Source organism: Clostridium isatidis, assembly GCF_002285495.1.
GTDB classification, from domain to species: Bacteria; Bacillota; Clostridia; order Clostridiales; family Clostridiaceae; genus Clostridium; species Clostridium isatidis.
Genome location: NZ_CP016786.1, coordinates 2,036,992 through 2,053,283, shown reverse-complemented (window position 1 = coordinate 2,053,283; position 16,292 = coordinate 2,036,992). Strand labels below are relative to the sequence as shown.

General features: G+C 27.9%; 10 protein-coding genes. All 10 read left to right on the top strand.

Features of this window, described 5'->3' with window-relative positions; translation table 11 throughout:
- Position 1 precedes the first annotated feature (1 nt).
- The 10 genes from BEN51_RS09710 to yidA all read left to right on the top strand — a co-directional run bounded on the left by BEN51_RS09710 (position 2) and on the right by yidA (position 16,216).
- Positions 2-3,304, top strand: coding sequence for an InlB B-repeat-containing protein (locus BEN51_RS09710; RefSeq protein WP_119865870.1), 3,303 nt, complete (start codon positions 2-4; stop codon positions 3,302-3,304).
- A 40-nt stretch (positions 3,305-3,344) separates the two neighbouring features.
- Positions 3,345-5,669, top strand: a complete 2,325-nt coding sequence (locus tag BEN51_RS09705) for an InlB B-repeat-containing protein (protein ID WP_119865869.1) — start codon at positions 3,345-3,347, stop codon at positions 5,667-5,669.
- Positions 5,670-5,726: 57 nt separating this feature from the next.
- Complete coding sequence (locus tag BEN51_RS09700) at positions 5,727-6,497, top strand: S8 family peptidase (RefSeq protein WP_119865868.1); 771 nt, start codon at positions 5,727-5,729, stop codon at positions 6,495-6,497.
- 171 nt (positions 6,498-6,668) lie between these two features.
- Positions 6,669-6,971, top strand: a complete 303-nt coding sequence (locus BEN51_RS09695) for an ArsR/SmtB family transcription factor (protein WP_119865867.1) — start codon at positions 6,669-6,671, stop codon at positions 6,969-6,971.
- A gap of 304 nt (positions 6,972-7,275) precedes the next feature.
- Positions 7,276-9,585, top strand: coding sequence for a bifunctional glutamate--cysteine ligase GshA/glutathione synthetase GshB (gene gshAB / locus BEN51_RS09690; RefSeq protein WP_119865866.1), 2,310 nt, complete (start codon positions 7,276-7,278; stop codon positions 9,583-9,585).
- 267 nt (positions 9,586-9,852) lie between these two features.
- Entirely contained in the window at positions 9,853-10,890 is a 1,038-nt protein-coding gene (locus BEN51_RS09685; protein WP_119865865.1) for a M42 family metallopeptidase, read from the top strand.
- Positions 10,891-10,992: 102 nt separating this feature from the next.
- Positions 10,993-11,493 (top strand): DedA family protein, encoded by a 501-nt coding sequence (locus BEN51_RS09680; protein WP_119865864.1) that lies wholly within the window; start codon positions 10,993-10,995, stop codon positions 11,491-11,493.
- A gap of 155 nt (positions 11,494-11,648) precedes the next feature.
- Positions 11,649-13,091 carry a DEAD/DEAH box helicase gene (locus BEN51_RS09675; protein WP_119865863.1) on the top strand — a complete coding sequence of 481 codons (1,443 nt, stop codon included), beginning with the start codon at positions 11,649-11,651 and terminating at the stop codon, positions 13,089-13,091.
- Positions 13,092-13,283: 192 nt separating this feature from the next.
- Complete coding sequence (locus BEN51_RS09670) at positions 13,284-15,332, top strand: bifunctional diguanylate cyclase/phosphodiesterase (RefSeq protein WP_119865862.1); 2,049 nt, start codon at positions 13,284-13,286, stop codon at positions 15,330-15,332.
- 80 nt (positions 15,333-15,412) lie between these two features.
- On the top strand, positions 15,413-16,216 hold the full coding sequence (gene yidA / locus BEN51_RS09665) for a sugar-phosphatase (RefSeq protein WP_119865861.1): 804 nt from the start codon (positions 15,413-15,415) through the stop codon (positions 16,214-16,216).
- The last annotated feature ends 76 nt before the right edge of the window (positions 16,217-16,292 follow it).

Sequence of the window (16,292 nt, the reverse complement as noted above, 5' to 3'; positions counted from 1 at the left end):
TATGAGAAATCGAATAATTAGTATGATTCTTTGTATTTGTATTTTTTGTGGGCTAATTCCAAAGACTGTTTTTGCAGAAGATACAAAGACAGATACAAAAAATAATGTTGTATCAGAAGCTATCCCTAAAAATGTAGAACCATCTGAAGAGGATGATATATACACTGTTACTTTTAAAGATGGGGATAGAGTTGTTGCAAGAAGGACAGTTAAAAATGGAGAAGTTCTTGGAGGCGGAAGCCTTCCGGATCCTTTAGGAAGAGATAATCAAATATTTAAGGGATGGTATTTAGATAGTAATGGAACAGAAGTATTTTATTATGATGATCCAATAGAAAGAAATATCACTGTATATAGTGGATACGAACCAATTGAAGTAAAACAAGAATATACACCGAGCTCATTTGCATTAATAGATCAAGAACCTAATATTAGTTTCCATATTGTTAGAACAGAGTTAGCACAATTATCTTCAGAGGAAGCTATTATTGTTACCTCAAATAATGGTAAACAAGTTCCTGCATTATCAATAGTAGATGATGGGGATGGAACATATAAGGTAAGTGCACCTGAGGGATTTGAAAGGGGGGCGACATATAATATTGAACTTGCAGAAGGATATAACTTTGTTGGAAAAGAAGAATCTGTTAGAAGTGCTTCCTTTAGTATATTTAAAGAAGAAGTAAATGAGACAGAAATTCAAGGAGATGTAAAATTTATTAAAGATACAGAGGAAATTAACTATACTATTGGCGGTATCACATACGATGTATTAACAGCAGAAGCTTTAAGAAATGAGGCTGATAGAGAAAATGCCAATGAATCAGTTGTAGGTACCTTTAAATATAGTAATAATGATCTTGAATTTGAAAAAGATGAAGTTCTTTGTATTTATGAAAATGTACATCCAAAAGATCGTGATTATGTAAATAACACTTATTATGATGATGAAGCAGTATATGTAAAAGTTATAGATGTACAAGGTGACACAATTAAATTCACTGCTTTGGATAATGATAATATTGATGAAATATTATTACTTCCAGATACACTTCCATTTAAGGTGGAAGTACTTCCAACTGAAGAAACTGGAACAGTAAAAGCTTTAGAATATGATGTAAATGCATGGAATAGCATGCAGTCAAATATTGAAGAACCAAAGTTTTCTGTAGGTGATTATGTAGTATTTTATACCTGTGATTTTAATGATATTTCATATGATACAGAAGTATATTATGGTTTAGTTACTAAAGTAGATGGAGATGAATTAACTTTTACAAAGACTACTAAAGAAGCTATGGCAGAAGCAATGCAGAAAGCTCTTAATCTTTATTTAGAACAAGATGTACCAGGAGATGTTCTGCTAGAAAATATAGATACAGAAGAATTGGAAATGCAGGTTCAAAAAGAAGTTATAGAAAGTGGCTGGGCAAAAGATGCTCTTAATTATCTTGCAGAAGCAACAAGCCATACACAAAGTTATGCAGCTATGGCAGGCCTAGCAGAATATTCAGTAACTGATAGTGAAGGTAATCCATTATCTCCAGAAGAATTAAAGTTAATGAGAGGAATGACTTTTGGAGAAGATGACATTAAGGTTACTGTAACTTTAGATAAAAGTTCTACTTATTTTAATGATGGTATAAGATTTGCTATTCAATTAGAAGGAGAATTTAGTGTTGATGTACAAGATTCTGGTGAATTGAAAATTGTATTGAAAGCTTCCTTTGCAGAAGAATTATCTGTTGGTTTAAAGATTAATGGTGATTGCAAAATAGGCTGGAAAGTAATTATACCATATTTGAAAGAACTATGGGTAAGTACTGATATAGATTTAAAGAGTTATTCAGCTGTATCTGTTGATGTAAAACTTTATACAGTAGAAAAAGAAGAAAAGAGTTTTTGGGAAAAATTAAAGGGCATCAAAGGTATGGACAAGTATTCAGAAATTATAGATAAAATTTCTGAGCTTGAAGAAAAAATGTCAGAACTTAGTGATGAGGATAAAACGCTGTTTGACTCTTATTACAATGATGCAAAGAATGCATGGGAATCAGCAGAAATTATTTTTGATGGAAATAAAGTCAGCTATGAAGAATACTTAGAAATCAGAGAGAAATTAGACGAAACAGCTGCATCTAAACAATTAAGGGAATTACTTCATTTGTCGGATGATGAAATTGATGCAGGCCTTTCAGATTTAATGGATAGATATAGTGAGATGCTTGAAACTGAAAGTGACAGGATTGAGCTTGTTAATAAAGAGATAATAGATAAAGATATAATGGTTTATATCTTTGCAGTTAAATTAGGAACAAATTTTGTAGTAAAAGGTAATCTAAATTTAGCAATTGGAGCTAATATGGAATATGTAGTTGGTAAACGCTACAGTTTATGGATTGATTTAAAAAATAAAAAGAGCGGATCATCTGAGAGAGACTTATTAGATGAAAAATTCGGCTTCCAATTTTATATTATGGGACAATTAGGATTAAAAATGGGAGTTGAAGTAGAATTTGCTTTTGGAATTGGTTCTACAAAACTTGCAAGTATAGGGGCAGCTGCAGAATTCGGACCTTATTTAGAGCTTTGGGGATATTTTATCTATGAATATTCACAGAATCGCCCAGCAAATAACACTATAGTCTATAAAGATGAAAAAATGATGGGAGCTATATATTTAGAGTTTGGCTTATATTTAGAAGTAAACTTTAAAGCACAAGTGCTATTTGGTTTATATGAATGGCAGCCAACCCTTGTTGATAAGAAGTGGCCTCTGCTAACAGCAGGAGTTAAAAATAACGTTTATGATTTTGCTTATGATATTGAAAGTGATGAAGTCTTAAGAATAATAGACGAAGATAATGATGCAAGTAATGGTTACACTATGGATTTACCAGAAACATATTATACTATGGCTTATATGGATCTTTGTGAAGGGGCACGTGGACAAGATATTTACCCAGAAGAAAAATTCACATATAGCATAAGTAATAGTAATTTTAGTATAAATGAAAATGGCGAAATTACAGTAAATGTACCAGAAGATGCAAGGTACTTAGAAGCTGAGCTTACAATTAATTGGATACCAGATAGTTTAACTTTCTCAAAACATGGAATAAAAATAGTAGTACCAATTGTTTGGACAAACCTTTCTGATGCAGAACTAAATGAAACTTATTTAGCTACTTTAAAAGTAGGTTCTCAAGAAACAGGATATGAAACAATTTGGAGCAAGCGTGTTAGAAAGAATGAACTTTTTGATTTACCAGAAGAAGATAAATTAAGAGAGCTTAATAAGTAATTATGAATATAAATATGAGAAGACTCCAAGTTATGGAGATATGAAGATAAAAGATTTATCTATTTATAAGGATGAAACTTATTATATTGAAGCAAAAGCTAAAAAATATACTATTACAATAAATGATATAGAAAATTCAGATGGTTCAAAAACTAATGTTGAATTATCAGCACATTTTGGAGAAAGATTTGATTTCTCTTCATTAAAAGATACAGGTACAAATATAGCACCTAACTTTACAAAATATAAAGGGATTACAAGTTTAGTAGAAGCTGATAAGAAACGTGATTTAACACAGATAATTGATAAATCCTTTGCAAATCTTTTAAGTCAAGGATATGCCGTTAAAGCAGAGTATGTAAATAATGCTGCAACAATAACTTATAAGTTCCCAGGCCTTAATTTAGAGGATAAAAAGATAACTGTTAAAAAGGGAAGTCAAGCCCCATCTCCATTGGAACTAGTAAGTCAAGAAGAATTAGATAGTCTAGTAGCACCTAATACAGTAATTATTACAGGTATAACACCTAAACTTGGATTGGTAACTGGAGATGCAAGCTATGAAGTAAATAGTGAAATTAAATCAGTACCAAAACATAAAATTAGTTACGTTACTAATGGTGGAAGTGAAATAGCTGAGCAGATTGTTGCAGAAGGATCAGTTATTACTGAACCAACTCAACCAAAGAGAACAGGTTATAGTTTTGAAGGCTGGTATTCAGATAAAAATTTACAAATTCCTTATATCTTTGATAAAATGCCTTCAAATGATTTAACTCTTTATGCAAAATGGAGTAGTTTATCTTTTACAGTAAACTTTGATGGAAATGAAGGAAGCGTAAATGAAAATGAAGCTTCAAAATTAGTAAGATATGATGAAGTTTATGGTGAATTACCAACTCCAATCCGTGAAAACTATAGATTTAATGGTTGGTTTACAGAAAGAGCAGGTGGAACAGTAATTACATCTGATACTATTGTTAAATTAGATAAAGATCAAAAACTTTATGCTCAATGGATTTTAAAGGATATTATTACGAAGGATATGATAACTATTAGTGCAGAAGACTCTGTCTTTGCTGAAGATAAATATCCTGAAATTAGTTATTCAGCAGAAGGTATTGAGGACTTTAAAGTAATGTATAAGCGTCAAAATATTGATACAGATTGGAGTGACACAGCTCATGGTGCTGGTATTTACGATGTTCGTCTTGTAAGAGATGAATGCAATGATTATCAAAAGTTTGATGCAGTGTTTACAAGTGTATTTGAAATTAGCAAGTCCAGCAGAACTATTTCAGGCTGGACGCCAACTGTAAAAGATGTATATAAGGTGAACCTTCTTGCAACGGAATTACCAAGAGACATATATAAGGGAGATGGAACAGTAGAGTATGCTATTTCAACTTCAGGCAGTATTCCTACAGAAGGATGGCAAGAATCAAGAAGCTTTATGAATCTTAAGTCTGGTTCAAATTATTATGTTTTTGTTCGTGTAACAGAGAGGGAAAATTATCTTGCAGCCCCTGCTATTGGAAGCAATGTAGCAACAGCAATTACAGGTTCTATTACTGGAAATACAAAGTGGGAACCAAGAATACAAATAAAGACTTTTGATGGAACAGATAGAGCAATTCATGGAACATATGGTTTCTATGATGGAAATTGGAGTAGTAGAACTAAGCTTACCGGAAATGGAAATGATTTTGAAAAGGGTGATGATGATTATTACACAATTAAAGGTTGGGGAAATTATGATCCTTGGATGATTAGCAAGTATAGATTAGAATTTGATCATCTTGTTGGCCAAGGATGGGGATGTGAAAACTTAAAACCTTTAGTTGAATATAATGATCAAAGAATAAGAGCTAGTCAAATTGATGTAAATAAGAAGTTTAATAGTGATCAAAATATTATATATGATGTTACTGGTTTCCAAAGAGTAATTGAGGAAGTTGGAAATTTCAGTTCAACAGGAGAAGATGGAATTCTAACCAATATTAATTTAAACAATGAAAATTTAGCCGAAGTTTATACTTTTACGTATAATGGAAAGGTTAGAGATCAATATGCATTACCAGTAGTAATTATTGATGGAGAAAATAGTTATATAGAATATGCATATGATGCTTATGATCACTATGATGCGCCATCAATGTATATAGAAGCTGATAAAGATAAATATAATCAATATTTAGATTATACAATTAACAGCATTTCTATAAATTTAGCTAATTTAAAAGAAGTTATGGAAAATGATGGTGTTACAAGTACTAATATTGAAGTAACTCTTAAGTTCCCAGAACGTTCTGCAACTAATGAAACTTCAAAATGGACAAAAATTATTACAGTAAGTTTTGAATAAAGGATAATAAGCCTGGGTAGAAATATCCATGGCTTTTCCTTCTATAAGGAGGAACTTATGAAGAAATTGAGAGTATTTATATTAATTTTTATACTATTAAATCTATTTACAGCTTGTAAAAATAATACTGATTTAATTAGAATTGCTGTAATAGATACAGGAATAAATAAAGAAGTGTTAAGAAAAAATACTGTTTTAGATGGATGGAATTATGTACTTCGTTCAGATAATACTGAGGATCCAGATGGTCATGGAACAATGGTATCTAGTCTTATAGTTGGTTCTAAAGATGGAAAAATAAAGGGAAAGTCAAAAAAAGTAAATCTTATTCCTTTAGTTTGTAGTGGGATTAATGAATATGGTAAAGAGATGAAAAATACTCCTTCTTTAGCAGCTCAAGCAATAAGAGATGCCATTGATAAATATAACTGTAAAATAATTAATATAAGTTCAGGAGTACTTGAAGATATAGAAAATTTAAGAGCAGCGGTAGAATATGCTGAAGAGAAAAGAGTAGTAGTTATTTCAAGTGCTGGGAATGATGGAAATGAAGAAATATATTATCCTGCAGGATATGATACTGTTATATCAGTAGGTTCTTTAGATATTAATGGAGATATAGCTGAATTTTCACAAAAAAATAACAGGGTTGATGTGTTAGTTAAAGGGACAGATATTAAAGTGATTGGAAATGACGGTAATATGTATCGTGTTGATGGAACTTCCTTTTCCTGTGCATATGTTACAGGAGAAGTTGCAAATTTGTTGATAGATAATCCTCAATTAACTACAGAAGAGCTCCGTCAATATTTAAGTAATAAGTATTAGTGGGGAAGTTAAATTACAGGCCGTAAGATATGAAAAAACTCTAAGTAGAGAGCTTTATTGCTTCCTGCTTGGAGTTTAATTTTTATAAGTTTTAATATATTGACTAAATATAGGTAATCATCTATATTTAAATATGTCATATATAGATGATTATCTATATAAGGAGGAGATATTATTAAAGATTTTGAAAAGAATATAAAAATATTTAAAGCAATTGGGGAAATAAATAGGGCTAAAATTATTAGAATACTTTCTACTGGTGAAAAATGTGCAGGCAGGCTCCTTGAAGAGTTTAATTTTACCCAGCCTACTTTATCACATCATATGAAGGTTTTAATAGACTGTAATCTTGTTAAATATAGAAAAGATAAAACCGTAACTTATTATAGTTTAAATGAAGAAACTTGTTGTAATGTTAAAAGATTTTTTAATTATATATTAACTAACAATAATATTAATAAAAATAATTTTTAAATGAGTATAATTATTGTAAGGTAGATGTAAATAAAGAAGTATATTAATAAAGTATTATAGCAGATGCTTTTTATCATTTGCATATAATATATTTCATATACTGTAGATTAAAAGTATTTGTGGCCTTGGATATTTTAATAAAGGGGAAAGAATAATAAACAAATTAATGAACTTATTTTTTTAATTAATTTTCATAATAATTATTGTTTAAAATTGAATATATGTAGTAAAAATATTTTTAATTATTAATGAAAGGAATTACATTATATGAAATATGAACTTAAAATATGGAGGAAATACAAAAATGTTAGAATTAATTAAAATTCTTAATTATAAAGAAAAATTATTAAAAGGAAGTTTTGGTATTGAACGAGAAACATTAAGAGTAACTCCAGAGGGAGATTTGGCTTTAACAATGCATCCAAAGGCTTTTGGAAGTAAAATTTCAAATCCTTATATAACAACTGATTTTTCAGAAAGTCAAATAGAACTTATAACTCCTCCATTAAGCACGGTTGATGAAGCCTATAATTTTTTAAGTGCCCTTTATGATATGACAGTTTTAGAATTAAACAATGAATATCTTTGGCCTCAGTCAATGCCTTGTAATATACCGGAAGAGAAAAAAATACCTTTGGCTCAATATGATATAGAAGATGCTTATAAAGGAGAAAAAGCAAGTAACTATAGAAAACATTTATTAAAGAAATATGGAGGAAAAAAACAATTAATTTCTGGAATTCACTTTAATTTTTCTTTCAATGAGAACTTAATTAAAGATTTATATAAAGTCAGTGGCTTTAATAAAGAATATATAGAATTTAGAAATGATATATACTTAAAAGTAGTGAGAAACTATTTAAGATATAGATGGCTGATTATCTACTTATTAGGAGGCACTGCAGTAATGCATGAATCCTTTGGAAATAAGTGTGTAATTAAATTAGATAAAGTAAATGAAGGAAGTTTTAGCAATGAAGGAGCTGTTTCTTATAGAAATAGTGAATGTGGTTATAAAAATCCAATAGATTTATATCCAAATTATAATTCTGTAAAGGAATATGTAAATAGTGTTAAAAAGTTTATAAATGATAAAGTTATTGACAGTCATAAAGAATTATATACACAAATTAGATTAAAAGCTTATGATAATGATAATTTCTTGGATTCTCTTTTGGAAAAAGGAATTAATTATCTAGAAATGAGAAGCATAGATATAAATCCTTTTGATAAAACAGGAATATCTAGAGAAGATTTAAACTTTATTGTATTATTTTTATTATATTTATTAATTAAAGAGGAAAGTGATTTTGAAAATTGGCAGGAAGAAGCTCAAAATAATCAAAATATTATTGCTTTATATGGACAAAAGGATATAGTTTTATTAAAAGATGGAGAAGAAATTTCTAAAGATAAATGGGCAATTGAAATATTAGAGGAAATGAAAGAAATTCTTAAAGTTCTTTCTATAGAAAAAGATGAAATCATAGATAATATGATATTAAAGGTAAAGAATCCATCCTTAATTTATGCAGCTAGAATATCAGAGATAGTTAAAAAAGAAGGCTTTATAGAAGGTCATATGAATTTATCTAAAAAATATAGGGATGATGCTTTTGTTAATAGATATAAATTAGAGGGATATGAAGATTTGGAGCTTTCAACTCAAATATTAATGAAAGAAGCTATAAAAAGAGGCATAAAAGTTGAACTAATAGATAGAACTGAGAATTTTATAGCCTTAACAAAGGATAATCATACTGAATATATAAAGCAGGCCACTAAAACTTCAAAGGATAATTATGTAACAGTCCTTATGATGGAAAATAAAACTGTAACTAAAAAAGTTTTAGAGAAGAATAATATAAAAGTTCCAAAGGGCTTTGAATTTTATTCATTAGAAGAAGCAATTGAAAATCTAAATGAATTCAAAAATGAAGCAGTAGTTATAAAACCAAAGTCAACTAATTTTGGTATTGGAGTATCAGTATTTAAGGATAAAGTAAGTGAAGAAACAATAATTAATGCATTAGAAAGAGCCTTTAAACATGATACTACAGTTTTAGTAGAAGAATTTATAAATGGAAAAGAATATAGATTTTTAGTAATAGGAGATAAGGTTCACGGAATACTTCATAGGGTACCAGCTAATGTAGTAGGAAATGCAAAGAATACTATTCAAGAATTAGTTGAAATTAAAAATTTAAACCCTTTAAGAGGAAAAGGCTACAAAAAGCCACTAGAAAAGATAGAATTAGATGAAGATGTTAAAATGTTTTTAAGAGAAAAGGGAATGACTATTAATTATGTTCCTAATAATAATGAAATAGTTTATCTTAGAGAAAATTCTAATATAAGTACAGGTGGAGACAGTATTGACTATACAGATTTAATGCCTGAAAAATTTAAGAAGATAGCTATAGAAAGTGCAAAAGCTGTTGGAGCTGCAATTTGTGGAGTAGATATGATAATAGAAGATTATAGGGATAAAAATTCAAGATATGCAATTATTGAATTAAACTTCAATCCTGCTATTCATATTCACTGTTATCCATATGAAGGGAAAGAAAGAAAAATTGCAGAAGAAGTTTTAGCTTTATTAGGATTTATTTAGTTATTAGTTGTTAATAGAAGTCACTTATAATAATATTGCTGATATATGCTAATACTATTTATTAAAAAATGACTATATCAAATTCATTCTTAATTTTGATATAGTCATTTTTTAATATTTATTATCCTGCCCCTTTTAAAGGAAATTATTTGGATAATTTATTGTAGTTTATTTTTATAAATGTCATAAATACAATGTTGATATTATAGAAATAATAAGTATATAGTGGTAGAATTGACTTAGAAAATTAAAGAAAAGGAGAAGAATATGAAGTTTGAAATTAATAAAGATTATGTGTTAGATACGGCAAAAAGAATATTAGAATTTGATAGTCCAACAGGCTTTTGCTTTGATATTATGAAATTTATTGAAGAAATAGCAGTAGGTTTTGGTTATAAGTTTGAAAGAACTAACAAGGGCTGTGGAATAATAACTGTAGAAGGTCAAGAGGAAGGCAAGGTTATTGGTCTGGCTGCTCATGTAGACACTTTAGGAGCTATGGTTAGATCAATAACAAGTAATGGTACTTTAAAATTCACATTATTAGGAGGTCCAATACCAGCAACTTTAGATAGCGAATACTGTAAAATAAGAACAAGAGATGGTAAGATTTATACAGGAACATTTTTAAGTACAAGTCCTGCTGCTCATGTTTATGAAGATGCAAAGGATAAGAAACGTAATCCTGAAAATATGGAAGTAAGAATAGATGAAAAGGTATTATCTAAAAAAGATGTAGAAGCTTTAGGAATATGTCCAGGGGATTTTATTTTTATAGATCCAAAAACCACTATTACTGAAAGTGGATTCATAAAGTCAAGATTTATAGATGATAAGGGCAGTGTTGCTGCTTTAATGGGCTTATTAGAGTTATTTAGCAGAGAAAAAATAACTCCTAGATATAAAACAAAGATATTTATTTCAACTTATGAAGAAGTAGGTCATGGCGCTTCCTATATCCCTCAAGACATAACTGAAATGATAGCTGTAGATATGGGCTGTATTGGAGAGGATTTAACTTGCACAGAGTATGATGTATCAATTTGTGCCAAGGATTCTGGCGGACCATATGATTACAATATGGTAACAGATTTGGTGAATTTAGCAAAAGAAAATAATATAAAATATGCTATAGATATTTATCCAATGTATGGTTCAGATGTTGGAGCAGCTTTAAGAGGAGGAAATGATATAAGAGGAGCTCTTATAGGTCCAGGAGTTCATGCTTCTCATGGAATGGAAAGAACTCATTATGAGGGATTAGAAAATACAATAAAACTTCTAGTTGCTTATTTAACTAAATAAAATTAAGAAAAGATTAAGATTTCTAAAAGAAAATAAATAATTTATTTTAAGAAATAAAAATTATAATAATCCTCATAAGTTGCAATATTGAGGTGTACTACAATGAATAATATACAAATAATAATAGATTACATTTCAAATTATGGATTAGTATTTTTATTTATAATCATATTTTTAGAATATTTAAATTTTCCTGGATTAGGAGCAGCCATTGTGATGCCAGCTGTTGGTATAGCTGTTTCAAAGTTTAATATAAATATTGTTTTGGCAATAGTAATTTCAATAATTGCAGGAGAATTAGCGAGTTACATTTTATTTGGGATATCATATTGGTTTGGAAGACCAATTTTAACTAAGATTTATAATAAATTTCCTAAAAGCCGTAAACCTATAGATAAAGCCTTCCATTATATTGAAAACTATGGCTATAAAGGAATTTTAATTGCAAGAATTATACCTGTTGCAAGAACTTTGATACCTTTTGTAGCAGGAATATTTAGAATGAATTTATTAAAATGTTCTATTTATTCAGTAATAGGTGTTACAATTTGGAATACGATATTAATTTATGCTGGTTATGCTTTTGGCAATTACTTTATATAATTGTCAATTTTCTATATAAAGAAATACTTTAATGTACAATGTAGAATGATTGTATATTCTATATTGTACATTTTACATTATAATATGAAGTGAATTATGAACATATAATGGGGAAGAATAATATTATGATTTTGTAAAGAAGGCAGGAAATATTTATGAATAAATTTGAAAATATGACTTTAGCTCCTGAAATCTTAAAAGCTTTAAAAAATTTAGGTTTTGAGGAAGCTTCTGAAGTTCAAAAAGAAATAATACCAAAGTTTTTAGCAGGAAAGGATTTAGTTGTAAAATCTCAGACTGGAAGTGGTAAAACTGCAAGTTTTGGAATTCCGTTATGTGAACTTATTGACAGTAATGAAAATAAAGTAAAAGGTCTTGTGTTAGTTCCTACAAGAGAATTAGCTCTGCAAGTAAAGGAGGATATATCAAATATTGGGCGATTAAAAAAGATAAGAGTAGCTGCTATTTTTGGAAAACAATCCTTTAAAGAACAAGTTTTAGAGTTAAAGCAGCGTGTTCACATTATTTCTGGAACTCCTGGAAGAGTAGCAGATCACATAGAAAGAGGAAATTTAAATCCTGATTTTATAGAATATGTCGTTATTGATGAAGCGGATAAAATGTTAAGTATGGGGTTTATAGATCAAATTTCTGAAATATTAAAAATGCTGCCTAATATCAAAAATACTTATTTATTTTCAGCTACAATTCCGGAAGAAATAGAAAAGTTATATACTAATTATATGAAAACTCCAGAAATAATTTCCGTAAAATCTAAGGTTTTTAATAGAGATAAAATAAAAGAAAAATATATAAATGTAGATAAAGATGATAAATTTAAAATTCTCTTAAAGCTTCTTTATAGATATACAGATGAATCAGCAATAATATTTTGTAATACTAAGGAAACAGTAAAAAATCTTTTTAATAATTTAAAAAGAGAGAAGATAAAAGTGCATGAGCTTCATGGGGATATGGATCAAAAAGATAGATTAAAAACTATGGAAAGCTTTAAAAATAGAGAATTTAAGGTATTAGTAGCTACAGATATAGCAGCAAGGGGAATACATATAAATCACATTACCAATGTATATAATTATGATATTCCAATGGAAAAGGAAAGCTATGTTCATAGAATAGGAAGAAGTGGAAGAGGGGAAAAGGAAGGATTAGCAATTTCTTTAGTTGGTAATAGAGAAAAAAGATTTTTTGAAGATATAGAAGAGTATATTGGTTATAAAATAGATAAAATTAGTTTGCCATCTTATGAAGAAATGATAGAAGGAAGAAAAAAATTCTATGAAAATCAAAAATCATTATATGAAAATAAAATTATAAGCAAAAAAGATGTACATAAAGAAGTTACAAAAATATATTTATCAGCAGGCAAAAAGAAGAAAATTAGAAATATAGATATTTTAGGAGCCTTGAGCAATTTAGATATTCTTAATGGTAAGGATATTGGGATTATTGATATACAAGATGGGCATTCTTATGTTGATATTTTAAATGGAAAAGGAAAAATTTTACTCGAGAAATATAAGGAAATAAAATTAAAAGGCAAAACTGTAAAGATAAGCCTAGCTAAAAATAGATAATTTAGTAACAATATTTTATAAATTCTAATATATTAAATTAACGGTAAATATAATGAATGTTATGACAAGTGATGAAAAAGTTATAACATTCTTTTTTATTAATTTTTATAAGGCTGAACTTCTTGAAGTTTATAGACAAAAAAGCGTATAATTAGACAAGGTCTTTTATTAATGGGATGGTGAAAACAAAATATGACAGCTTTAAAAAAATTTATTACATTTTTATTATATTTAACTCTTACAGTATGCTTTTTAATTACAATAGCCCTTTTATTAAATAATTATTTATATGCCAATAATTTAATTTTAATAATAGCAATTATAATTTTATCTATAATTTTTTTAGTTTCTTTAACTTATTTATATATTAAAGATAAAATTATTAATAGAGTAGACCTAATTTCAAAAGCAATAATTAATTTAAAAGGCTATTTAAAAAAGTATAATGATAGTACAGAAGTATATGAAGATAAAATTATTAAAACAGATGAATTAGAAGAAATATTTTATGATATAAAAGAAATTGAAGAAAAGTTAGAAGATCTAGAAAATAATATTTTCCAAAGAGAAAGCGACTATATTAACATTTTAAATGCAATGACAAATTCATTTTTTTACTTAAAAGCAATTGAGGATAAAAATGGAGAGTATATTGATGGAATTATTAAAGATGTAAATTATGCAGGAGCAGAACTTCTAGATACCACTAAGGAAGAACTTATAAATAGAAAGCTATCAGAGGTATATAAGGATTTTTCTATATACAAAGATCAAATCTTTGAAATGTTAAAGAGAGTTAAAGAATTTAAATCAGAGTGTATAGCTAAGGAAATCAGGATTATAAAAGAAAAATGGGGAGTAATATCTGTATATTCCCTTAGAGAAGGTTATTTTTCAATAATAGTAAATAATGTAACTGAGATAAAAAAATATGCAGAAAAAATGAGTTATATTGCTACTTTTGATAATTTAACTGGTTTATTAAATAGGCATAATTTAATAGAATATTTAAATAAGCTTGTAAGTGAAAAAGAAGAGTTTAGTGTATATTTTTTAGATTTAGATAATTTTAAAAGCATAAATGATACTTTAGGTCATAGTACTGGAGACGAAGTTTTAAAGATAATTTCTAACAAGTTAAAAAATATATATTCAGAGGAAATAAATGTAGGGAGATTAGGCGGAGATGAGTTCATAGTAGTAAGAAAAGGAAAAAACATTGATGAAGAAATAGAAAAATTTTCATTAAGTATATCTAGAATGCTTAATGAAACTATAAAAATAAATAGATATTCCTTTAATACTGAGGCAAGTATAGGAATAAGTTATTATCCTCAACATGCAACGGATGCAGAAACTCTTTTAAAATATGCTGATATTTCTATGTATGAGGGAAAAAGAGCTGGAGGTAATAAAATTAGAGTTTTTTCTCCTGATATGTTAGAAAATGTTTATATAGCTGCAAGATTAAGTAATGCTATAAAAAATAATGAACTAGAAGTTTATTATCAACCTATATATGATGTAAATAATGATAAAATAGTATCGGCAGAGGCATTAATAAGATGGATAAGTGATGAAGAAATAATTCCACCTAATAAATTTATTCCAATTGCTAAGAAGAATGGAGACATACTACTTATTGATGAAATTGTAATAAGAGATGCAGCAAGATTCTGCAAAAAGATTAGAGAAAAGGGAGAAAGTAGTTTTATTGTATCTGTAAATATTTCTCATGCTTTATTAAAGCAATCTTATTTTCTATCTAAAATAATTAAAATAGTTGAAGAAGAAGGAATAGCTCCAGATTTTCTTAGATTTGAGATTACAGAAGACGAAACAATAGATGATAGTGAATTTACAGCAAATGTTTTAAAGGAATTAAAGAAATTAGGATTTGGAATTTCATTAGATGACTTTGGGGTTGGATATTCTTCATTCAATCACATTAAAACACTACCTTTAGATACCTTAAAAATAGACAGAAGTTTAATTTTTAGTATAGAAGAGGATAAAAGAACTTTTTCAATAATAGATACTTTGATTAATCTTTCTCATAGCTTAGGTTTAGATGTAATTTGTGAAGGTGTTGAGAAGAAAAATGAAATGGAATTATTAAAATCTATAGGTTGTGATAAAATACAAGGATACTATATAAGCAAAGTTATTAATAAAAATGATTTTATTGAATTTTTATTAAATTTTAATAAAAGTCATGAAAGTGATATATTAAATAATTAAGCTATAAGTGAAAATAAATTTATATGTAAAATACCTTGTGATATAATGAATTTTGTTAGTTTATAAATGGAGGAATAACAATGTATAAATTAGTAGCAATAGATATGGATGGGACATTATTAAGAAGTGATAAAACAATATCTGATAGAACAAAAAGTGCAATAAAAAAAGCAAGAGAAAAAGGAGTAACAGTAGTTTTAGCTACTGGAAGACCAATTGAAGGAGTAAGAAAAACTTTAGAAGAACTTGAAATGTTAACTGATAAAGATTATGTATTGAGTTATAATGGAGCTTTAGTACAGAAAACAAAAAGTAAAGAAGCAATTTCAAAGGTAACCATAAAAGGGAAAGACTTGCATTATTTGCATGGATTAAGCAAAGAATTAGAAGTTAATATTCATGCTTTTGTAGAAAATCAAGGACTAGTAACACCTAGGAATAGTAAATATACTCAAGTTGAAGCAGATATAAATAATATAGATATTAAAATAGATGATTTTAGTAGAATTAATGATCAAGATAATGTTGTTAAGGTAATGTTTATAGATGAGCCTGAAATATTAGGACCAGCTTATGAAAAATTACCTAAAGAAGTATTTGAAAAATATACTGTAGTTATGAGTACACCATTTTTCTTAGAGTTCTTAAATAAGAATGTAAATAAGGGCTTAGGAGTACAGCTTCTTGCTAAACATTTAGGAATAAAAAGAGAAGAAATTATAACTTTAGGAGATGCTGAAAATGACAGACATATGATAGAATATGCTGGTTTAGGAATAGCAATGGGAAATGCCTTTGAATCAATAAAAGAAATAGCAGATTATATTACTGATACTAATGATGAAGATGGAGTGGCTAAAGCAATAGAAAAGTTTGTTCTGTAGTATAATTAATAATTTGAGTTATTTTACAAATAATTTGTAAAATAACTCTTTTTTATTTTAAAAGAGAACTATTGTA